Source organism: Lentzea sp. JNUCC 0626, assembly GCF_043632865.1.
Classification (GTDB): Bacteria; Actinomycetota; Actinomycetes; order Mycobacteriales; family Pseudonocardiaceae; genus Lentzea.
Map to the genome: position 1 here is coordinate 2410738 of NZ_CP171635.1, position 20388 is coordinate 2431125.

At 69.9% G+C, this 20388-nt stretch carries 18 protein-coding genes; 10 read left to right on the top strand and 8 right to left on the bottom strand.

Going from position 1 to position 20388, the window contains the following annotated elements:
* Nucleotides 1-110: 110 nt before the first annotated feature.
* Together JNUCC0626_RS10720 and JNUCC0626_RS10725 are read right to left on the bottom strand one after the other, a co-directional pair.
* Nucleotides 111-3701, bottom strand: coding sequence for a S8 family peptidase (locus tag JNUCC0626_RS10720; RefSeq protein WP_394619544.1), 3591 nt, complete (start codon nucleotides 3699-3701; stop codon nucleotides 111-113).
* 79 nt (nucleotides 3702-3780) lie between these two features.
* Nucleotides 3781-5634 (bottom strand): acyltransferase family protein, encoded by a 1854-nt coding sequence (locus tag JNUCC0626_RS10725; RefSeq protein ID WP_394622009.1) that lies wholly within the window; start codon nucleotides 5632-5634, stop codon nucleotides 3781-3783.
* Between the two features lie 649 nt (nucleotides 5635-6283).
* Here JNUCC0626_RS10725 and JNUCC0626_RS10730 point away from each other — a divergent pair.
* Both JNUCC0626_RS10730 and JNUCC0626_RS10735 read left to right on the top strand, forming a co-directional pair.
* Complete coding sequence (locus JNUCC0626_RS10730) at nucleotides 6284-6787, top strand: CBS domain-containing protein (RefSeq protein ID WP_394619545.1); 504 nt, start codon at nucleotides 6284-6286, stop codon at nucleotides 6785-6787.
* 83 nt (nucleotides 6788-6870) lie between these two features.
* On the top strand, nucleotides 6871-8154 hold the full coding sequence (locus JNUCC0626_RS10735; protein ID WP_394619546.1) for an SLC13 family permease: 1284 nt from the start codon (nucleotides 6871-6873) through the stop codon (nucleotides 8152-8154).
* Here the strand turns inward: JNUCC0626_RS10735 and JNUCC0626_RS10740 are convergent.
* Nucleotides 8130-9347 (bottom strand): MFS transporter, encoded by a 1218-nt coding sequence (locus JNUCC0626_RS10740; RefSeq protein WP_394619547.1) that lies wholly within the window; start codon nucleotides 9345-9347, stop codon nucleotides 8130-8132. The genes JNUCC0626_RS10735 and JNUCC0626_RS10740 overlap by 25 nt on opposite strands.
* A complete protein-coding gene (locus JNUCC0626_RS10745; protein WP_394619548.1) occupies nucleotides 9337-10302 on the bottom strand; it encodes a helix-turn-helix transcriptional regulator in 966 nt (321 codons plus the stop codon). The genes JNUCC0626_RS10740 and JNUCC0626_RS10745 overlap by 11 nt, the downstream gene beginning before the upstream one ends.
* Before the next feature lie 90 nt (nucleotides 10303-10392).
* On the opposite strand from JNUCC0626_RS10745, the gene JNUCC0626_RS10750 reads away from it, so the two are divergent.
* Complete coding sequence (locus JNUCC0626_RS10750; protein WP_394622010.1) at nucleotides 10393-10788, top strand: RidA family protein; 396 nt, start codon at nucleotides 10393-10395, stop codon at nucleotides 10786-10788.
* A gap of 58 nt (nucleotides 10789-10846) precedes the next feature.
* Here JNUCC0626_RS10750 and JNUCC0626_RS10755 read toward each other — a convergent pair whose 3' ends face one another.
* Nucleotides 10847-11644, bottom strand: coding sequence for an SDR family NAD(P)-dependent oxidoreductase (locus JNUCC0626_RS10755; RefSeq protein WP_394619549.1), 798 nt, complete (start codon nucleotides 11642-11644; stop codon nucleotides 10847-10849).
* 82 nt (nucleotides 11645-11726) lie between these two features.
* Here JNUCC0626_RS10755 and JNUCC0626_RS10760 point away from each other — a divergent pair, with 82 nt between their 5' ends.
* Nucleotides 11727-12140 (top strand): MarR family winged helix-turn-helix transcriptional regulator, encoded by a 414-nt coding sequence (locus JNUCC0626_RS10760; protein WP_394619550.1) that lies wholly within the window; start codon nucleotides 11727-11729, stop codon nucleotides 12138-12140.
* Between the two features lie 93 nt (nucleotides 12141-12233).
* On the opposite strand, the gene JNUCC0626_RS10765 is transcribed toward JNUCC0626_RS10760, so the two are convergent.
* Together JNUCC0626_RS10765 and JNUCC0626_RS10770 are read right to left on the bottom strand one after the other, a co-directional pair.
* Complete coding sequence (locus tag JNUCC0626_RS10765) at nucleotides 12234-12848, bottom strand: ester cyclase (protein ID WP_394619551.1); 615 nt, start codon at nucleotides 12846-12848, stop codon at nucleotides 12234-12236.
* Between the two features lie 245 nt (nucleotides 12849-13093).
* Nucleotides 13094-13876: a PaaX family transcriptional regulator gene (locus JNUCC0626_RS10770; RefSeq protein ID WP_394619552.1), complete on the bottom strand. Its 783-nt coding sequence runs from the start codon at nucleotides 13874-13876 to the stop codon at nucleotides 13094-13096.
* 66 nt (nucleotides 13877-13942) lie between these two features.
* Here JNUCC0626_RS10770 and JNUCC0626_RS10775 point away from each other — a divergent pair, with 66 nt between their 5' ends.
* Genes JNUCC0626_RS10775 through JNUCC0626_RS10795 form a run of 5 tightly spaced genes read left to right on the top strand, consistent with a single transcriptional unit; the run spans nucleotide 13943 to nucleotide 18867 of the window.
* Nucleotides 13943-14821 carry an SDR family NAD(P)-dependent oxidoreductase gene (locus JNUCC0626_RS10775; RefSeq protein WP_394619553.1) on the top strand — a complete coding sequence of 293 codons (879 nt, stop codon included), beginning with the start codon at nucleotides 13943-13945 and terminating at the stop codon, nucleotides 14819-14821.
* Nucleotides 14822-14832: 11 nt separating this feature from the next.
* Entirely contained in the window at nucleotides 14833-15708 is an 876-nt protein-coding gene (locus JNUCC0626_RS10780) for an amidohydrolase family protein (protein WP_394622011.1), read from the top strand.
* The gene (locus JNUCC0626_RS10785; RefSeq protein WP_394619554.1) at nucleotides 15705-16163 is read left to right on the top strand and encodes a MaoC family dehydratase; all 459 of its coding nucleotides are present in this window, start codon (nucleotides 15705-15707) and stop codon (nucleotides 16161-16163) included. The genes JNUCC0626_RS10780 and JNUCC0626_RS10785 overlap by 4 nt, the downstream gene beginning before the upstream one ends.
* Before the next feature lie 12 nt (nucleotides 16164-16175).
* Nucleotides 16176-17492: an MFS transporter gene (locus JNUCC0626_RS10790; RefSeq protein ID WP_394619555.1), complete on the top strand. Its 1317-nt coding sequence runs from the start codon at nucleotides 16176-16178 to the stop codon at nucleotides 17490-17492.
* The gene (locus JNUCC0626_RS10795) at nucleotides 17431-18867 is read left to right on the top strand and encodes an acyl-CoA synthetase (RefSeq protein WP_394619556.1); all 1437 of its coding nucleotides are present in this window, start codon (nucleotides 17431-17433) and stop codon (nucleotides 18865-18867) included. Before JNUCC0626_RS10790 ends, JNUCC0626_RS10795 begins: the two co-directional genes overlap by 62 nt.
* Here the strand turns inward: JNUCC0626_RS10795 and JNUCC0626_RS10800 are convergent.
* On the bottom strand, nucleotides 18836-19468 hold the full coding sequence (locus JNUCC0626_RS10800; protein WP_394619557.1) for a TetR/AcrR family transcriptional regulator: 633 nt from the start codon (nucleotides 19466-19468) through the stop codon (nucleotides 18836-18838). The two genes, JNUCC0626_RS10795 and JNUCC0626_RS10800, sit on opposite strands and share 32 nt — an antisense overlap.
* A 102-nt stretch (nucleotides 19469-19570) precedes the next feature.
* Between JNUCC0626_RS10800 and JNUCC0626_RS10805 the strand changes: the two genes are divergently transcribed.
* Nucleotides 19571-20326: an SDR family NAD(P)-dependent oxidoreductase gene (locus tag JNUCC0626_RS10805; protein WP_394619558.1), complete on the top strand. Its 756-nt coding sequence runs from the start codon at nucleotides 19571-19573 to the stop codon at nucleotides 20324-20326.
* Nucleotides 20327-20388 lie beyond the last annotated feature (62 nt).

The window sequence follows — 20388 nt, forward strand, 5'->3', positions numbered from 1 at the left end:
GGTTTCCAGCGCCGCCCAGTCAACACTGTCCATGATCACCTTGGCGGGATGCATGGCGAAATCGTGCAGGGGTGGGGTGCCCCGCCCCCGAGCGGGGCACCCCAGGCCTCTTACCTGACCGCGTAGGCCTTGGTGATCGTCTCCGTCACCGAGTTGCCCAGCAGGTCGACCGCCTTGGCCCGCAACGACGCGAAGCCCGCCGGTCCAGCCGGGATCTCCAGCTTGCCGTTGCCGGAAACCCTGACCCGCTGCCACGAAGCGCCGTCATCGAACGACACCTCGACCTCGATCGCCCGCGCCCGCGTCGGGGCGACGCCGGGCTGGTGCGCGACGGACACCGTGCCCCGCACCGCACCGTGCGCGGTGTTGTGGTCGTCGAGTTCCAGCGCGTACCGGATGTCGAGCAACGGCAACGGCGCCCGCTCGTCGGTGCCGGACCGCGTGTGGAACTTCCACTCCGAGCGCACCTTCGGCGACAGCGCGGGGGTGAAGTTGCCGTTCGGCCGGGTGGCCTCCGCGGTGAGCGTCATCCAGCCGGGTCCGGCGGGAACGTCGTACGACCCGAGGGCCGGACGGTCACCGCGCGCGATCTCCTTGCCGTCCTTGGACAACACGGTCGTGCCGGTGTTGGAGGGGTTGTAGGAGCTCATGGTGCCGGGGTCGCTGTCGGCGAACATGGGCACCATCAGGCTGATCCGGTTGCCCTTGCGGTACGCCCACGGGAGCGGCTTGCCGTCGTCGGGAGACACCGGCTGCGTGGTGAGCTCCGGACCGAACGGCGCCGAGAACACCCGGGACGTGCGCTTCTCGCCCGCCCGCAACGGCACAGGCGACGTGATCTCGACGTAGGACAGGTCCCCGTTGTCCTGGAACGCGCCCGAGTCGAACAACGTCACTCCCGCGCCGGGGCTCACGTAGTCGGTGCGGCGCTGCGGCCACTTCGACTCCACGTCCGCGCCCGCGCGCATGCCGCCGAACGTCCACGACGCGCTGCCGAACCGGTAGGTGTTGGCGGGCATGGTGTCGACGAGCGTGCGTTCGAACCGGCCGAGGCGCGACTTCGAGTACCGGAAGGCGTACCCGGACGGCAGGCCCTTGACCTCCTCGGCGAGGAAGTACGACACCGGACTGTTGGGGCGCACCGACATCGTGGCCTCGACGGTCCGCTGCGCCATCAACTCCTGGACCTTGCGCAGGTCGGCCGAGTTGAAGACGAGGCCCAGCGGCAGCACGGGTTCCACCCCGAAGCCGTCCGGACCCGTGGAGGTGAAGTACGACAGCACGGCCTTCGCACCGCGCTGCTTGAGCAGCTCGATGCCCGCGGCCACCTGCCCGTCCGGCGGGAACACCGGGTCGTCCCAGTTCTTCGGCGCGACCACCGCGATGGCACCGGAGACGTCACCGGCCGCGTCGATCGAGGCCCTGTCCGCCTCACCGACGGCGACGAGCCTGCCCGTGTACTTGCCGGAGAAGTCGCGCGCCCACGGGAAGTACGTCTCGCCGATCTCGAACCCACCGGCGCCGGCGAGCGTCGTCAACGCCCACGGGTGGTTGAAGTAGCTCAGGTTCGTGAGCGACAGGCCACGCATCGCCGGTGCGGCAACGCTGTAGAGCCGCGCACCCTCACGAGGCACACCGCCGCCGCGCACGATGACCGCCGCCTCCAGGGGTCCCGCCTCGTCGGGGTCGGAGACGAGCCCGAACCCGCCACCGAGCTGCGAACGCGCGTCGGGGTCGTCCACGCCGACGGTGAGGGGCTTGCCCGACTTGGTGTCGACCTCGACGGTCGTGTCCTTCGTGACGTCCGCGCGCTGCACGAACATCGTGTCGCCGCCCGTCAGATCGCCGATGTAGCCGAGCACCCGGTACTGGCCGCGCGGCACGGTGAGGCTCACCGACTCGGTGTCGGTGAACGCCCGGAAGCCCTGTCCCGTGCGCTCGTTCTGCGCGATCACGATCGACTGGAACGGCGTGCCCGACCTGGTCGGGACCTTGACCGTCAGCGTCTGCTGCGCGGCGTTGAACTGCCCGGTCACCGGCGTCGTCAGCACGACGTCACCGGCCCGCGCGAGCAACACCCCGCTGACTTCGCCTGGAGGCTGGGCACCGGGACGCGCGATCAGCTCGACCGTCGTCGTCCCGCCCGCGGGAACGGTCACCGACTTGGCCACGGTGAAGAGCGCGTTGTTGTTGGTGTTGAGCTCCAGCGTCAACGTGACCGGCGCAGTACCCGAATTGACGTACTTGATCTCCCGCTTCGTGTCGGCGGACCCGTAGGTCGCGCCGAACCCGGCCACGCCCTCGACCCGCACCTGCTGGGCGACGGCCCGGGCGACGTCGAGCCTGCCGGCGCCCTGCGCGAGCGTGGAGATGTCCGGCAGCCGCTTCGACGAGCCGATCAGCGCGTTCTTGATCTGGTCGCCGGTCCAGTCCGGGTGCTGCTGCGCCATGATCACGGCGGCACCGGCGACGTGCGGCGACGACATCGACGTGCCGGAGACCTGCGCGTAGTTCGCGCCCACCGCGAACTGCTCCCACGTCCCGGCGGCCCGCGCGGCGACGATGTCCGTGCCCGGCGCGGCGATCTCGGGCTTCAGGCCGAAGTCACCGGCCCGCGGGCCCTGGCTGGACGTGCGGTTGAGCTGGTCCTTCTTGTTGACGTTCGCCACGGTCAGCGCGGCGTCCGCGGCGCCGGGCGAACCGACGGACTCGCGCGCCCCGTTGTTGCCGGCGGCCACGACGAACAGCGTGCCGCTCGACGCGGACAGCTCGTTCAGGGTCTGGGACATCAGGTCGAGACCGTCGCCGATGCCGCCGCCGAGGCTCATGTTGACGACGTCGGCACCCTGCTCGACGGCCCAGCGCATGCCGTCGATGATCCAGGACTCGCGGCCGCCGTACACGCCGAGCACCTTGCCCACCAGCAGCTTCGCACCCGGCGCGACGCCCTGGTAGCGGCCCTGCGAGGCCGCGCCGCTGCCCGCGATCGTGCTGGCCACGTGCGTGCCGTGGCCGTCGGTGTCCTGCACGCCCTCGCCGGTGAAGTCGGCGGAACCGTCCACAACGGACTTGAGGTCCGGGTGCGCGGCGTCGTACCCGGTGTCGAGCACGGCGACCTTGACGCCGTCACCGCGGAACCCGGCCTGCCACGCGGCGGGCGCGCCGATCTGCTGCACGCTCTCGTCGAGCGAAGCGCGCACACGGCCGTTCAGCCAGATCTTCTCCGGCGCGGCCAGGCGGGCGGCTCCGCGATCGCGCCACCGGGCGGCGGCCTCGGCCTTCGGGATGTCGACGGCGTTGACCGCCGAGGTCAGCGCGCGGGCGGCGGTGCCGGTCACGATCGTCGGCACGCTCGGTTCGGTGCGGTCGTCGTAGCCCTGCTGCACGAGCCCGGTGACGTCGAACAGCCTGGGGTCGAGCCGACCTGCCTGGAGGTCGGCGACGGCGTCCTGCGGCACGACGTGGTCGTGGCCGTCGAGGCGGTAGCGCCACGCCCGCAGCTGCTCGCGGCCCTTGGCCATCTTCACGTTCGCGACCTGGTCGCCCGTCACGTCGACCTGGTCGCCGGTGATCAGCGTGACCGTGCCAGGCGTGCCCTCGGCCTGGGGCGCGGTGGTGTCCGCGGCCGCCGGCGCGGGCGTCGCCGCGGTGAGCGACACGAGGAGCGCGGCGGACAGTGCCGCGCTTCGTTTTCTGTACATGGGCCCCGAAACTAGGGCGCCCGATTCATCCTGTCCGCGATCTTCATGACCTCTTCACAACAACCGGGAAATTCACGGTTTACGCACCGGTGACCGCGTCGAGCGCCGCCTCGACGGCGTCCGACATCGACCGCATGTACGTGGCGCTCACGTGGTTGTCGTCGAAGTTGACCAGCAGCTCGCCGATCACCGGCGGGCACTGCAGTGCGGTGCAGAGCTGGTCGCTGAAGTCCACGAACGACACGTTGCCCGGCACGTCGAGCAGTGCGTAGGGTGGCACCGGCGCCAGCAGTTCGGCTCTGGGCGCGCCGCACCGGTCGGCGGCGCCGTGCACCTGGACGCAGTCGAGCACCGAGAAGCCGTAGCGCGGGTTGTCCCGCACCGCGATCACCGGGATCTCCTCGGCGTCGAGCTGCCGCCAGCGTTCGACGAACCCGGGCGGCGTCACCTCGGTCAGCCCGACCTGGACGTCGCGGCTCGCGAGCGTGAACACGAAGTCGGGGCGCAGCGCGATGATCTCGTCCGCCGCGTTGTTCCCGAACCGCACGCACGACTCGTCGTCCGGGTACTTCTCCGATCGCGTGGAGAACGGGCACGCGGACTTGAGCATGGTGATCAGCTGCCAGTTCCGGCGTTCGGCGATCGGGGTGAACGCCGCCAGGTACTGCTGGACGTGCGAGTCGCCGACGAGCACGACCCGTTTGGCCGGAACGCCCTCGACGGGCCCGTAGCAGACGTCGAGTTCTTCTTGCGGCGTCTCGCAGTGCTGCCCTTCGAGCCCCGCGAAGTCCGTCGCCGCGACCTGGGCGGCGACCTCCCGCGGCCCGGCCGGTTGGATCACCAGCGCCGCCGTGAGCAGTGCTGCCAGCAGTGCCGCCGTGATCGTCCGGGCACGCCACTTCGACCGGCGCACGGGTTCCTCGACGAGGTGGTGCGTGGCCGCCGCCAGCACCAGCGACGCGCCGATGATCACGACACCGCCGACCAGGCCGACCTCGGTGCGGCCGCGCAGCACGAGCCAGCAGACGAGCACCGGCCAGTGCCAGAGGTAGAGCGCGTAGCTGAGATCTCCCAGGTACCGCAGCGGTTCGCTGGCCAGCAGCCGGTCCGCGCCGACCCTGCTGCCCGACGTCCCGGCCGTGATCACCGCGGCCGCACAGGCCGTCGGCCACAACGCGAGGTAACCGGGGAAGCCCGCGCCGACGTCCAGCACCATCCCGCACACCACGAGCCCGGCGAGGCCCGCCCACCCGAGCACCGTCCTCAACGGACTGCTGAGGTCGATCTTCGCCACCGCGATCGCCAGCAGGCCACCGAACGCGAACTCCCAGATCCGCGTCGCCGTGTGGAAGTACGCGAGCGGCTGGTCCACGGCGGTCAGCCACACCGAGTACCCGAACGACAGCGCGAAGACCACGCCGAGCACTCGGGTGAGGTTCCGCCGGAGCAGCGTCACCACCAGCACCAGCAACGGCCACAACAGGTAGAACTGCCCCTGGATCGACAACGACCAGAAGTGCTGTACCACGCTCGCCTGCGCGTGCTGCGCGTAGTAGTCGGTGGAGTCCGCCGTCAGCTGCCAGTTCTCCACGAACAACGCCGAGGCGACGATCTCGCGCACCGTCTGCGCCCACCGGTTCTCCGGCAACCACCACGCCGCCACGACCAGCGTCGCCCCGAGCACCACGACCGCGGCGGGCAGCAGCCGTTTCGCCATCCGGCTCCACACGGCCCGCAGGTCGAGCCGCCCGCGTGCGGCGGCGCGCACGAGCTGCCCGGTCACGAGGAACCCGGAGATCAGGAAGAACACGTCCACGCCGCCGGAAACCCGGCCCAGCCACACGTGGTAGACCACCACGAGCACGACGGCGACCGCGCGCAACCCCTGCAGTTCCGGTCGATAAGTCCGCTCCGGCGCCGAGGCGCGCACCATCGCGGGGTGATCACTGGCAAGCACGCCTGCGAGGCTGACGACTCACCCCCGCCCGCGTACATCCGTGGCAGCACCCATATCGGCCCTGCACGGTGCCCCGGGGACGGACAGAAGTTGAGCAACCGGACGGATCGCCCGCGAGCAGACTGCCGGGAGATCGTAGGAGGTGTCCAGACCTCGACCTGAGGTTCCCTCCCACCGGAAGGCGAACTCCTGCCGAACCGAAGCAGCACACCGACTGTCGCTCGCGTCCGCCGCACCAGAGCCCGCACGAGCGTTCCCACTCGCCTGCGCCGCACCAGAGGCCGTGCAAGCCGTCCCGTCCGCGTCCGCCGCACCGCGGGCCGCACCAACCGTCCGGCCGGCGTCCTCACCCACCGCGTGACCTCCCCCACTCCACAGCGCTCCCGCCGCCCGCTCCCCTGGGTCTTCCTCGGTGTTGCCCTGGCCCTGCTGATAGCCGGAATCACCGCACCCCAAGCGGTTCTCGTCGCCGCAGGCCTGATCGTCGCGGGCCTCATCGGCCTCGGCCACCGACGCTGAGCTCCTACATGACTGGAACGTCCGAAATGGGTGTTGCACCCGATGGTTCCGGAACGCCGTTCCGCACAGACTTGCCCCCAAGACCTGGCTGGAGACGGGAGGCGTCATGTCCACAGCGGGACTCGCCGGACGCACCGAACGGGCTGATGCCATGCAGGCACGCGACATCGCCATCAACGTCCCGACCGTGACGGTCGACGACCCGATCACCAAGGCGGTGAGGGTCATGGCGGTCAACAGGCTGCCGGGACTGATCGTGGTGGACGACCGCGCGCGGCCGTGGACCGTGTTGCCCGGCACGCAGGTGCTGCGACTCGCGGTGCCGCAGTCCTATCAGGACGATCCGGCGCTCTGCCGGGTCGTCGACGAGAGCAGCGCCGACCTGTTCTGGATGGAACTCTCCGACCGCACGGTCGGGGACGTGGCGCCGCACCAACGCGCCAAACCCGCGACCGTGCGGGCCGAGGCGACGTTGCTGGAGGTCGCCGCCCTGATGGCGCGCCAGCACAGTCCGCTGGTGGCCGTGGTCGACGACGCGGGAGCGCTCGTCGGCGCGATCACCCTCGACCGGCTCATCACCTCGCTCGCCGTCTACAGCGGCGAGGACTGAATCACCCCACCTGACCACTGTCCCCGTCACCGCCGGCGTGCTGAACTCGCGCCGGCGGTGACACCCATCGGGTTGGGAGATCCGTGAGCGCCGCACTCGCCCTGACGATCTTCCTCGTCGCCTTCTTCTTCATCGCCACCGAGAAGGCGAACAAGGTACTGGTCGTCCTCGTGGCCGCGGGGCTGATGGCCGTGTTCGGCCTGGTCCCGGGTTCCGAGGTGTTCTTCTCCGAACACGCGGGCATCGACTGGAACGTCATCTTCCTGCTGTTCGGCATGATGATCATCGTCGGGATCGTCAAGCAGACCGGCGTGTTCGACTACCTCGCCATCTGGGCGGCCAAACGCGCGCGAGGACGTCCGTACCGGCTGATGGTCATGTTGATGATCATCACGGCCATCGCCTCGCCGTTCCTCGACAACGTCACCACGATCATGCTGGTCGCGCCGGTGACGATCGTGGTGTGCAACCGGCTGCGCATCGCCGCGCAGCCGTACCTGATCGCCGAGGTGCTCGCGTCCAACATCGGCGGCGCGGCCACGTTGATCGGCGACCCGCCGAACATCATCATCGGCAGCCGGGCCGGGTTGTCGTTCATGGACTTCCTGGTGCACATGGCGCCGATCGTCGTGGTCGTGTTCGTCGTGTTCGTGCTGATGACGAAGGTGTTGTTCCGCAAGTCGTTCCAGTACAACGCCGAGCACGTCGAGTCGGTGATGGCGTTACAGGAGCGGAAGGCGATCACCGACCCCGCGATGCTGCGGCGGTGCCTGATCGTGTTCACCGGGGTGGTGCTCGGGTTCGGCCTGCACTCGGTGCTGCACCTCGACCCGGCGATCGTCGCGCTGGTCGGCGCGGGTGTGATGCTGCTCGTGACGCGGGCGGACGTGAACGACGTGCTGGCCGAGGTCGAGTGGCCGACGCTGACGTTCTTCATGGGCCTGTTCGTGATGGTGGCGGGCCTCGTGCACACGGGCGTCATCGAAACCATCGGCACGTGGGCGGTCTCCGCGTTCGGGGACAACCACTTCGCGGCCGCCTCGGCGTTGTTGTTCGGGTCCAGCGTGCTCGGCGCGTTCTTCGACAACATCCCTTACGTGGCCACGATGGCGCCGGTGGTCGAGGGCATGGTGGCCGGGATCCCCGACGCCGCCACGGGCCAGTCGCTGTGGTGGGCGTTCGCACTGGGCGCGGACTTCGGCGGCAACGGCACGGCGGTCGCGGCGAGCGCCAACGTCGTCGCGCTCGGCATCGCGGCCCGCGCGGGACACAAGATCACGTTCTGGCAGTTCACCCGCTACGGCATCGTCGTGACGCTGGTGAGCACCGCGATGGCCTGGGGTTACGTGTGGTTGCGGTACTTCTGACCCCGCAGCACCGGTGACGCCCAGGCCCACACCACACCGACGAGGAACACCGCGAGCCCGGCACCCAGCCCGGCTCGCGGGTCTCCGGTCGCGACCGACACGGTGCCTGCGAGCGCCGCGCCGAGCGGGTGGCCGAGACCCCAGGCGACCATCCGCGCCGTCGTGTTGACCCGCGACTGCAGGTCGTCGGGACACACCTGCTGCCGGTAGGTGATCGCGTTGATCACGACGATCGCGCCCGCCACACCCCAGCAGGTCGCCGTCACGCAGAGGACCAGCCAGTGCCCGCTGAGCAGCACGAGCACCCCGATGACGAACGAGACCGGCAACGCCACCAGCGACACCCGCGCGTTGCCCCAGCGCGCCGTCACCTTGGGCAGCAACCGGGACCCGATCACCGCGCCCACGCCCCAGCAGGAGAACAGGACGGCGAGCCGCGCGTCCCCCTTCGGCGCCACGCCGAGGACCTGGTCGGCGAACGGCACGAGCATCGACATCCACGCGCCGCCCACCACGGAGTGGGTGGCACCGACGAGGGTCAGCAACCGGATGATCGGTTCGCGCCAGACGAACCGCAGCCCCTCCCGCACGTCGGCGACGAGATGGCTCCGACGGCCCTCCGCACGCGGAGGCGTCAAGCTCCTCGTGATGGACCGCAACAACAACGCCGAGCCCACCGCCGTCAGCGCGTTCACCACGAGCAGACTCGCCGGTGCGACGATCGCGACGACCAGGCCGGTGACGCCCGGCACCACGAGTTCCACCACGGTCGTGCGCCCGAAGACGGTCGAGTACGCGGTGGCGAGGTTGTCCTTGCCCACCAACGTCGGCAGCGCGCCGAAGTTGGCCGCGTCGAAGAACACGAACGCGGTCTGCGTGGCGAAAGCCACGACCACGACGTGCGGTGCGGTCAGCACCCCCGCGAGCCACGCCAGCGGAACGGTCAGCAGCACGGCGGCGACCGTGAAGTCCATCGCGACCATCATCGTGCGGCGGTCCAGCCGGTCGGCGAGCGCACCGGCGAGCAGCCCGAAGACGAGGTACGGCAACGCCTCCGCGGCCGTGACGGCGGCTGTCCAGCCCGCCGACCCGGTCAGCTGGTAGACGAGCACGGGCAACGCCACCGCCGACACGACGGCACCGGTGACCGACAGGACGCGGGCGTTCAGGTACCGCTTGAAGTCAGTGTCCACCAGGCTCCCCGTAGTTCGCCGCAACGGCCAGCGCCCGTTCTCTCACCGCGGCTCGCAACCATTGCGGCGCCAAAACTTCCGCCCCGGTCGACAGCCGCCACACCGCCCACTCGGCGTGCCGCGCGTCCTGGAACGCGACCTCCAGCACGCCGGACTCCTCAGCGATCACGGCCACCGCCGTCCCCAGCACCTCTTCGCGCCGCTCCGGACGCACCCGCAACCGCACCACGACCTGATCTTCCCCGGCGCGGAACCGCGTGCTGCGCTCCTGCCAGGCCCGGTCGAGATCGACGCGGTCGGGCCTGGCAGCGGGTTCGTCCAACTCCTCCGCCGCGACGATCCGCGACAACCGGTACGTCCGATCTGCGCCGTCCCGTGTGGCCAGCAGATATCCCTGCTCCCGCACGGTCACGAGCCCGATCGGGTCGACCGTGCGCCACCGCGGCTCGGCGTCCTTGGCCGCGTAGTGGATCCGCAACCGCCGCCCGGCGAACACCGCCCGCCGGACCTCCGCCACCACGTCGTCCGGCAGTTCCTCCTCAACGGACCGGCGCGCCAGCAGGTCGATCTCGGGGTCGATGAGCAACCGCTCCGCCGCCCCCGCAGCCGTCAGCCGATAGCTCTCCGGCAACGCGTCGACGACCTTCAACATCGCCGACGCCAACGCAGACCCGAGCCCGAACACCTGCGCACCCCGCCGCGATCCCGCAACCAGCAAGGCGAGCGCCTCGTCGTGGTTCAGCCCCGTCAACTCGGTCCGGAAGCCGGGCAACAACGCGAACCCACCGTGCCGCCCGCGCTCGGCGTACACCGGCACCCCAGCCGCCGACAACGCCTCGATGTCGCGCAGCACCGTCCGGTTCGACACCTCGAGCTCACGGGCCAGCGCCGTCGCCGACAGCCGTCCGTGCCGCCGCAGCAGCAGGACCAGCGAGACCAGGCGATCGGCACGCATGCGCGAACCCTACGGGAATACGTGACACAGGATGTCGTGTATTGCTTGCGAGGCTTCAGCGGTCCCCGAGAAGAAGGAGCCGTTGTGGCAGTGGAACGAACGCCGGTCGACCCGTGGCCGTGGTCGGCGGCGCTGGGCTACCACCAGGGTGAGGTCGTCACCGGCCAGACCCGCACGCTGTACTGCGCCGGGCAGACCTCGATGAACGCCGAGGGCAAGCCGGAGCACGCCGGCGACATGGCCGCGCAGGTGTCGTCGAGCCTCGACAACCTCGAGGCGGTGCTGGCCGAGGCGGGCATGTCGCTCGCGAACCTGGTGCGGCTCAACGTCTACACGACCGACGTCGACGTGTTGTTCCAGCACTACGGGGTGTTGGCGGCCCGGCTCGGGCAGGCGCGCGTGTCGCCGCCGACGACGATGCTCGGCGTGAGCAGGCTGGCGCTGCCGGAGTTGATGATCGAACTGGAGGGGACGGCGGTGGCGTGACGCCCCGGCGGCGGCCCGGCTCCCGTCAGGCCGCCGCTGTCCCGGGCGAACACCCCGACTAGGACTTCAGGTCCACGACCTCGTGCATGCCCAGCTTGCGGTTGAGGACGCCCGTGATCCGCGTGACGGCGGCGCGCGGGAGCACCCGGGACGACGAGGTCATGGCCCGGTTGACGAACCGCATCACGGCACGGCCGGGGAACGACGCCGTGCGGCGGCGGGCGAAGTCGTCCAGCGTGCGGACGGCGACGTCCTCCGGGGTGTCGGCCATCGGGTGGATCGTCGCCGACGTGCCGTCGAAGAACGCCGTCGCCACCGGGCCGGGGTGTGCGGCCATGACGTGCACGCCGCTGCCGCGCAGTTCCTCGGCCAGCGCCTCGGTGAAGGAGAGGACGAACGCCTTGGACGCGGCGTAGCTCGCCTGGTACGGCATCGGCTGGAAGGCCGCGGTGGACGCCACGTTGATGATGCCGCCGGAACCCCGGGCGACCATGCCCGTGCCGATCGCGTGGGTCAGGGCCAGCAGGCCGTCCACGTTGAGCGCCACCGAACTGCGCTGCGCGTCCAGCGGGCGGGTCAGGAACGGGCCCGCGATGCCCGCGCCGGCGTTGTTGACCAGCAGGTCCACGGTCAGACCCCGCTCCTCCAACGCGCGCATCACCTGCTCCGGTCCCGCGGTCAGGTCGGCGACGATCACCTCGGCGCCCTGGATCTCGGCGGCCAGCGTGCGCAGGCTCTCCTCGGAGCGGGCCAGGACGATCACGCGTGCTCCGCGCCGTGCCAGTTCCAGCGCGTAGGCCCGGCCCAGGCCCTTGGACGCGCCGGTCACGAGTGCGGTCTGCCCCTGGTAGGTCACTGCGTCCTCCGAATGTTTCGAGTCTCGAAGCATCGACCGTAGCACGATACTTCGAGACTCGAAATACCAGTAGGATGGGGTCATGACCGCGCCCGACCTCTCCGCGGCGGTCGCCGCGATCTACGACTCCTGGATGCGGACCGTCGACGCCATCGGGCCCGTGCTGGCCGAGCACCGCCTCACGCCGGCGACGTTCCAGGCGCTGTGGGCGATCGACCCGCTCGAGGTGCCGCCGTCGATGAAGGTCATGGCCGAACGCCTCTACTGCAACGCCCCGAACCTCACGTTCATGACGAACCAGCTGGTCGACCGGGGCATGGTGGAACGCGCGGTGGACCCGGCCGATCGACGCTCGCGCGTGCTGGTGCTGACCGCCAAAGGGCGCGAGGTGCGGGACGAGGTGCTGAAGGCGGCACTGGAGACGACCCCGCTGGGCAACCTCGACGCCGACGAGCTGCGGCAGCTCACGACGTTGCTGGGGCGCGCGCTCCGCTGAACCGACCTGGCGCGGACGAACGGAGCCCGCAGCTTCGCCCTGGGCAGGGTCGATCCGGCTCCCGTCGGATCGGCCCTGCCTCTCCGTTGCGACTCAGCCGAGGCCGATCTGCGAGAAGAAGGCCTGGTTGTCCCAGAAGAGGAACTCCTCGTCCATCGTGCCGCGCCGGTTCCACAGCCCGATGGTGGCCATGTTGATCGCGTACTTCTTGCCGGTCGGCGCGATGAACCCGCCCTTCCCGTCCGGCATGGGCCGCGTGAACGTGCCCTGCATGACGCCCGCGACCGCCGTCAGCCCTCCGTTCGCGACCCGCAGGTAGTGCGACTCGATGCGGGTGTCGGGCGCCCACACGAAGAGCGCCTTGAGGTCCGCGATGTGCTTGTCGATGCCGTCGGTGTAGTGGCCGTCGGGCCAGTGCACGCGGATGTTGCGGGCGTGACTCTCCCCCAGCCGCGCCCACTTCTCGTGGCTGAAGACGTCGAAGTCGAGTTCGTCGAACGTCCTGAGGTTCTCGCGTTCCTCCCTGGTCAGGTCCTTGGCGAACGGCGGGTTCGGCACGGGCGTGGTGGCCGGGTCGGGCAGGGGCGTCCACGGCGAGTAACCCGCCGGGGCCGCGGCTTCGGCGACGCCACCGGTGACGGCGGCCAGCGCCATCGCACCGAACGCGGCGGTGCTGCCCTGCGTGATGAGCGAACGACGGTTGAGCATCTCGTGCACCTTCCACTGGACTGGTGCACGAGAGCATCGCACTAACTTTTCGTTAGCGCTATCCCCTGGGTTGCGTTGTGATCTAGTCGTGCGGCTCGGAACGTCGCCGGGGGAATTCGCGGTCAGACGGGTGCATCGTGGTGCCGCCCCCACGTCCTCGTACTGGTGGTACGGGGGCGTGGGGGCGGTGCCGCGAGGCGCCCTGCTGAGCGTGGATTACCTCGCCGACGTTCCGAGTCGCACGACTAGCCAGCAGGGATCGACTCGACGACCCCTTCCGCGATCGGGGTGGCGGTCGCGGCGTAGCGGGTGGCGAGGGTCTGGAACAGCTGCTCGGCCTCGATCGCAGGCCAGTCGCGGTCCAGCAGTTCGGCGGGCAGGTGCGGATCCTGGCGGACGAGGTCGAGCCAGTCGCAGTGCAGCAGGAGTTGGCGGGCCAGGTCGTCCGGCGCGTCGAGCGGGTTGTGCCAGCGGGCCAGGAAGTCCTGGTAGCGGGCGCCGATCGCGGCCGTGTCGAACGCGCGGCGGGCCAGGTCGGCGGCCTCGGTCGGCTTCGCGTGCTGCGCGGTGAAGACCGTGACGTTCTCCGCGAGCGACTCGACCAGCGCGGTGACGTCGCGGGTGCCCGGCGCGATCCACAGACCGTTCTGGACCGGGCCGAAGCCCGCCCACTGCAGCTGCGAGCGCAGGTCGTGCCGTTCGCCGCGGCGGCCCTCCGGCAGCGAGAACCCGACGAGCGTCCAGGTGCCGTCCCAGTCCCGGTTCACCGCGCCGCGCTGCCAGATGCGCTGCTCGCCGTCGCGCAGGACCTCGGTGGCGCGCGGCGTCAGTCCGAAGTAGACCTTGCGGCCGTTGCGGCGCTTGGCGAGCAGGCCTCGCGAGGTCATCCGGGTGAGCGTCGAGCGGACCGCCTCCTCCGAGACGTCGACGCGCGCGAACACGTCGATCACGCTGCCCGAGTAGACCGCGATGTCGCGGCCGAACACGTACAGGCCCAGGAAGTTGAGCATCAAGGACTGGGGCGTCACCCTGCTCACGATACATGTTGGGCAACATCTAGACGAGCGTCACGATAGTGCCCTACTTTGGGTGCCATGGAGCTGTCGGGAAAGGTCGCGATCGTCACCGGTGCCGGCCGCGGGCTGGGCCGGGCGTACGCGAAAGCGTTGGCGCGCAACGGCGCCCGCGTCGTGGTCAACGACGTGGACGAGTCGGTCACCGAACTCGCCGAGCAGATCGGGGGCGTGGCGGTGATCGCGCCGGTCGGGCCCGCCTCGACCGCAGATCAGCTCGTCGCGGCCGCCGTCGAGGAGTTCGGGCGGCTGGACGTGCTGGTCACGAACGCGGGAATCCTGCGCGACCGGGTGCTGTGGAAGATGAGCGACGACGAGTTCGACGCCGTGATCGACGTGCACCTGCGCGGCACGTTCACCTGCGCCCGCGCGGCGGCGATCCGGATGCGCGAGCAGGGCACCGGCGGGAGTCTCGTGCTGGTCTCCTCCCCCGCCGGTCAGCGCGGCAACTTCGGGCAGACCAACTACGCGGCCGCGAAGGCCGGAATCGCCGCCATGGCACGGACGTGGGCGTTGGAACTCGCCCGCTCCGACATCGCGGTGAACGCGATCGTGCCGGTCGCCGCGACCGAGATGACCAGGACGATCCCCGCGTTCGCGCCGGTGATCGAGGAGTCCGAACGCACCGGCGCGCCATTGCCCGCCTGGGTGCGGCGCGACGAGGGTCTCGGCACTGTCGAGGACGTCGCCTCGCTGATCGTCTACCTGGCCTCGGACGCCGCGAAAGGCGTGACCGGACAGGCGATCGGCATCGGTGGCGACCGCCTCGCGCTCTGGTCTCACCCCGCCGAGAAGCAGGTCCAGTTCGCCGACGGCGGCTGGACCGCCGACGGGATCGCCGCGAGCTTCGCGGAGTTCGAGCCCGAGACCTACGGCATTCCGGCACCGGTGGCGCCGTGAACGTTCCCAAGATGAACGTGGACGACCTGGTCGCGATCGACGTGCACACGCACGCCGAGATCTCGCGCGACGGCCACAGTTCGCTGTCTCCGGCCCTGATCGAGGCGTCCGCCAAGTACTTCAAGACCGCGCATCGGCAGCCCACGATCGCCGAGACGGCGGAGATCTACCGTTCTCGGAAGATGGCCGCGGTGATCTTCACGGTCGACGCGGAGCACGCCACCGGCCATCCCCGGATCTCCAACGAGGAGGTCGCCGCGTCCTGCGCCGAGCACGCCGACGTGCTCATCCCGTTCGCGAGCGTCGACCCGTGGAAGGGCCGCGCCGCCGTCCGGGAGGCCCGCAGGCTGGTCGAGGAGCACGGCGTGAGGGGGTTCAAGTTCCACCCGAGCCTGCAGGACTTCTCGCCGGACGACCGGATGGCGTACCCGCTGTACGAGGTGATCGAGGAACTCGGCGTGCCCGCGCTGTTCCACAGTGGACAGACGGGGATCGGCGCCGGGGTGCCCGGTGGCGGCGGCATCCGGCTCAAGCACTCCAACCCGATGCTGGTGGACGACGTGGCCGTGGACTTCCCGCACCTGCGGATCGTCCTCGCGCACCCCTCGTTCCCGTGGCAGGACGAGGCTTTGGCGGTCGCGACGCACAAGCCGTTCGTGTACATCGACCTGTCGGGCTGGTCGCCGAAGTACTTCCCGCCGCAGCTCGTGCGGTACGCGAACACGTTGTTGCAGGACAAGGTGTTGTTCGGTTCGGACCACCCGGTGATCACCCCGGACCGCTGGCTCGCCGACTTCGCCGAGCTCGACATCTCCGACGGTGTCCGTCCCAAGATCCTCAAGCTCAACGCCGCCCGCTTGCTCGGACTCGTGAAGGAGGACGCGTGACCATCTCCGTGCAGGGAACCGCAGAGCTGAAAGCCCTGGCCGGCAAGAACCTCGGCCACACCGACTGGCTCCAGATCGACCAGGTCCGGGTCGACACGTTCGCCGCCGCCACCGACGACCACCAGTGGATCCACGTCGATCCGGAACGCGCCGCCGCCGGACCGTTCGGCGGCACGATCGCGCACGGCTACCTGACGCTGGCGCTGCTCATCCCGTTGATGACCGAACTGCTCGACGTCTCCGGGGTGCGGATGAGCCTCAACTACGGCCTGGACAAGGTGCGGTTTCCCGCGCCCGTGCCGGTCGGCGCCAAGATCCGGCTGGCCGGCCGGGTCGACACCGTCGAGGACGTGGCAGGCGACGGCGTGCAGCTCACCGTCGACTTCACCGTCGAGATCGAGGGCTCCGCGAAGCCCGCTTGCGTCGCCCGTGCCGTCTACCGCCACTACACATGAGGGTGTGAAGTCATGGCGCCAACAACGCAGTTACGCCGTGCCGTCGCGTCGAGCTACCTCGGCAGCGTGATCGAGTACTACGACTTCCTGCTCTACGCCACCGCTTCCGCGATCGTGTTCAACAAGGTGTTCTTCTCGTCGCTGGACCCGCTGGTCGGCACGATCGCGAGCTTCGGCACGTTCGCCACCGGCTACCTGGCCCGGCCGCTCGGCGGAGTCCTCTTCGGACACTTCGGGGACCTGCTGGGGCGCAAGAAGATGCTCGTGCTGACCATGAGCCTGATGGGTGTGGCGAGCTTCCTGATCGGCCTGCTGCCGACGTACGCGCAGGTGGGCTGGCTCGCGCCGGCCGGACTGATCCTGCTGCGGGTCGTGCAGGGCATCTCCGTCGGCGGCGAGTGGGGCGGCGCGGTGCTGATGTCCGCCGAGCACGCGACGTCGCGGCGCGGGCTGTGGGCGAGCTTCACCAACGCGGGCGCGCCGTCCGGCATGGTGCTGTCGACGCTGGCGCTGACCGGCACGGCCGCACTCGTCGGCGAGCAGGCGTTCCTGGAGTGGGGCTGGCGGGTGCCGTTCCTGCTGAGCATCGTGCTGCTGGGCGTCGGCCTGTTCGTGCGCCTCAAGGTCGAGGAGACGCCGGTGTTCCAGGCGTCACGCCGGCGCGGCTCGCTGCCGTTGCTCGACGTCCTGCGCAACCACCCGCGCACCCTCGCGCTCGGCATCGGTGTCGGTCTCGCCGCGTTCGTCGCGCAGTCGACCTTGACGACGTTCGTGCTGGCCTACGGCGTGCAGGCCGGGGAGAGCAGGCAGGCGATCCTGAACGCCCTGACGTTGTCGTCGGCTCTCGCGGTGGTCGGGATCATCGGCTGGTCGGCGGCGTCCGACCGGTTCGGCCGACGGCCGGTCGTGCTGGCGGGCGCGGTGCTGATGGCGGCGTTCGGGTTCGCGTTGTTCCCGTTGGTGGACAACGGTTTCGTGGTGATCGCGCTGGTACTCGGCCAGGCGGTGATCCACCCGATGATGTACGGGCCGCTGGCCGCGTTGTACAGCGAACTGTTCCACACCGGCAGCCGCTACACCGGAGCGTCGCTCGGCTACCAGCTCGCCGGTCTGGGCGCGGGGCTCGCACCGTTGCTGTTCGCGCAGGTGCAGCGGTCGGCGGGGGTGGGAGCGATTCCGTTCATCCTGGCGGGGTTCTGCGTGCTCACGGTCGTGTGCACGGTGGCGTTGCGGGAGACCAGCCGGACCAGCCTGACGGGAGACGGGGATGCGGAACGCGGGACTGGGCAGCTGGCCACACCGCCGCGCACGCATGGCGCCGAAGCGTGAAGCCCTGACCTACGAAGGGGTTTCGACCTCGTACGGCGCGCTGGCGCTGCGCACGACCCGGCTGGCGTGGAGCCTGCGCTCGTTGGGCGTGGGTGCGGGCGACCGGGTCGCGTACCTCGGGCCGAACCACCCGTCGTTCGTGGAGACGATGTTCGCCGCGCACCAGCTGGGCGCGATCTTCGTGCCGTTGAACTTCCGGCTGAGCCCGGCGGAGATCGACTACCAGCTGGCCGACTGCGGCGCTTCCGTGCTCGTGCACTCCGCGTCGCACATCGTCTCGCATCCTCGCGCCGTGTCTTTGGCTTCGTACGAGGAGTTCTTGGCCGCTGGTTCCGCTGAGGTGATGGACGAGCCGGTTTCGGTGGACGACGTCGCTCTGATCCTCTACACGTCCGGCACCACCGGCAGGCCCAAGGGCGCGATGCTCACGCACGCCAACCTGCTGTGGAACACGTTCAACCTGATGGTCGGCGTGGACCTGCGTTCCGACGACGTCGTGCTGGTCACCGCGCCGTTGTTCCACGTCGCCGCGCTCACCCAGACGCTGCTGCCCTCCTTCGTGAAGGGAGGGCACAGCGTGCTCACCTCGCGCTGGTCCGTCGCCGACTGCTTTTCCCTGATCTCTCGTCATGGCGTGACGTGGATGTTCGGGGTGGCCACGATGTACGCCGACCTGGCGTCGTCTGCTCTCTGGCCTTCCAGCGACCTGTCGTCGTTGCGCGTGCTGCTGTGTGGCGGGGCGGCGGTGCCGGACTCGCTGATCCGGTCGTTCCAGGACCGCGATCTGGTGTTCTGCCAGGGGTATGGCCTCACCGAGACCGCGCCCGGCGCCACGTTCCTCGAGGCCTGGGACAGCGTGGCCCGTGCCGGTTCGGCCGGACCTTGCGTGTTTCTCGGCGACCTTCGGCTCGCTGACTCCGGCGAGATCGAGGTGCAGGGTCCCAACGTGACGCCGGGCTACTGGAACGACCCGGCGGCTTCCGCTGCGGCGTTCACGTCGGACGGCTGGTTCCGCACCGGCGACCTCGGGCGTCTCGTCGACGGCCACCTGTACGTCCTCGACCGCCTGAAGGACATGTTCATCTCGGGTGGCGAGAACGTCTACCCGGCCGAGGTGGAGAACGCGATCTCCGCGCACCCCGACGTGGCCGAGGTGGCGGTCGTCGGGGTGCCGGACGCCCGGTGGGGCGAGGTGGGTCGCGCGTTCGTCCGTCCGCGCTCCGGGGTCTCGTTCGACGTCGCGGCGTTGCGCGAGTTCCTGTTGCCGCGCCTGGCGAAGTACAAGATCCCGGTGCACGTGTCGGTGGTGTCGTCGTTGCCGCGCACGGGGTCGGGCAAGGTGCTCAAGCCCGCGTTGCGGCGGCTCCCGCTCTGACCTCGTGGCGGGCCAGCAGCGTGTGGACCGCTTCGTGCACCGCGTTGGACATGGCCTTCTCGGTCGGCGACCAGTTCATCAGCAGCATCCGCGGCCAGAACGCGAAGTTGGAGATCATGCCGAGGAACTGCGTCGCCGCGAGCACCGGGTCCGCGACGTCCAGCGTGCCCTCCTCGTGCTCCTGCCGGAGGTAGTCGCGCACCGCGTCGAAGAACGGCTGCTTGCCGAGCTTGAACTGCGTCTGCCCGAGCTCGGGGAACCGCGGCGCCTCGGCGATCACGATGCGGAACAACGCGACCATCCCCGGCCGCGTCAGCAACGTCACGTACCGCCGCCCGAGCGCGGTCAGCCCCTTGCGCGGGTCGCCGGCCGGGGGCGTCAATGCGCCCTCCTCTGTGCGCCAGTAGTCCGTGACGATGGCGTCGAACAGCTCCGCCTTAGTCGGGAACTGCTTGAACAGCGTCGCCTTCGACACCCCGGCCGCGTCGGCGATGCGCGCGAGCGACGTCTTGTCGTACCCGGACTCCAGGAACAACGTGGTGGCGGCGTCGACGATGGCCGTCCGCTTCTGCTCGGCCATGCGCTCGTGATAGGTCGGCACACCCTCATTGTGCCATGAGGTGAGTCACTTGACTCGCCATAGCGTTCCCGCCTACGGTTCCGAGGTGAGTCACTCAACTCACCACTCCCGAAAGGAATCACCATGGCGCGCTTCGACGGCCAGACCGTCCTGGTCACCGGTGCAACGAGCGGAATGGGCGCGAGCCACGTGCGGGGCTTCCACGAGGCAGGCGCCCAGGTCGTGATCGCCGCCCGAAACCTCGACGCGGCTTCTTCGTTCGCTTCCTCCCTGGGCCCCCGCGCATCTGCCGTCCGCCTCGACGTGACGTCCGAACAGGACTGGATCGCGGCGATCGAGCAGGCAGGCCCGCTGTCGGTGCTCGTCAACAACGCGGGCGCCCAACACCCGGCCGCCTTGATCGAGGACACACCTCTGTCGGTCTGGGAACAAACCCTGGCCGTGAACCTGACCGGCCAGTTCCTGGGCATCAAACACGCGGCGGTGTCCCTGCGCGCGGCAGGCGGCGGCGCGATCATCAACATCGCCTCGACCATGGCCAACGTGGGCCAGGCGTACTACGCCCCCTACGTGGCGAGCAAGTGGGCGCTACGCGGCCTGACCCGCACCGCCGCCCTGGAACTGGGCCGCGACAACATCAGGGTGAACTCGATCCACCCCGGCGTGGTCGCCACCCCGCTGATCACCGAACCGATCGCCGACCAGCCCGCCATCGCCGACCTCTACTCCCCAGCCCCGTTCGCAGTCCCCCGCCTGGGCACCCCGGAAGAGGTCACCGCCCTGCTCCTGCACCTGGCCTCCACCGACGGAACCTTCGCCACAGGAGCCGAGTTCGTCCTGGACGGCGGCCTACTGCTGGGCCCAGCCCTGGCCGCCTAGATGTGATGTCCGGGGACGTTGTTCTGGACGTGATGGCCTGTCGTGAAGACAGGTGAAGGCCT

What these genes read in the sequence shown, in the direction of transcription:
- JNUCC0626_RS10775 (WP_394619553.1), top strand. Translation starts at nt 13,943, where the DNA reads ATGGAGCTGTCGGGAAAGGTCGCGATCGTCACCGGTGCCGGCCGCGGG.
- JNUCC0626_RS10730 (WP_394619545.1), top strand. Translation starts at nt 6,284, where the DNA reads ATGTCCACAGCGGGACTCGCCGGACGCACCGAACGGGCTGATGCCATG.
- JNUCC0626_RS10795 (WP_394619556.1), top strand. Translation starts at nt 17,431, where the DNA reads ATGCGGAACGCGGGACTGGGCAGCTGGCCACACCGCCGCGCACGCATG.
- JNUCC0626_RS10790 (WP_394619555.1), top strand. Translation starts at nt 16,176, where the DNA reads ATGGCGCCAACAACGCAGTTACGCCGTGCCGTCGCGTCGAGCTACCTC.
- JNUCC0626_RS10805 (WP_394619558.1), top strand. Translation starts at nt 19,571, where the DNA reads ATGGCGCGCTTCGACGGCCAGACCGTCCTGGTCACCGGTGCAACGAGC.
- JNUCC0626_RS10725 (WP_394622009.1), bottom strand. Translation starts at nt 5,634, where the DNA reads ATGGTGCGCGCCTCGGCGCCGGAGCGGACTTATCGACCGGAACTGCAG.
- JNUCC0626_RS10720 (WP_394619544.1), bottom strand. Translation starts at nt 3,701, where the DNA reads ATGTACAGAAAACGAAGCGCGGCACTGTCCGCCGCGCTCCTCGTGTCG.
- JNUCC0626_RS10760 (WP_394619550.1), top strand. Translation starts at nt 11,727, where the DNA reads ATGACCGCGCCCGACCTCTCCGCGGCGGTCGCCGCGATCTACGACTCC.
- JNUCC0626_RS10765 (WP_394619551.1), bottom strand. Translation starts at nt 12,848, where the DNA reads ATGCTCAACCGTCGTTCGCTCATCACGCAGGGCAGCACCGCCGCGTTC.
- JNUCC0626_RS10745 (WP_394619548.1), bottom strand. Translation starts at nt 10,302, where the DNA reads ATGCGTGCCGATCGCCTGGTCTCGCTGGTCCTGCTGCTGCGGCGGCAC.
- JNUCC0626_RS10780 (WP_394622011.1), top strand. Translation starts at nt 14,833, where the DNA reads ATGAACGTGGACGACCTGGTCGCGATCGACGTGCACACGCACGCCGAG.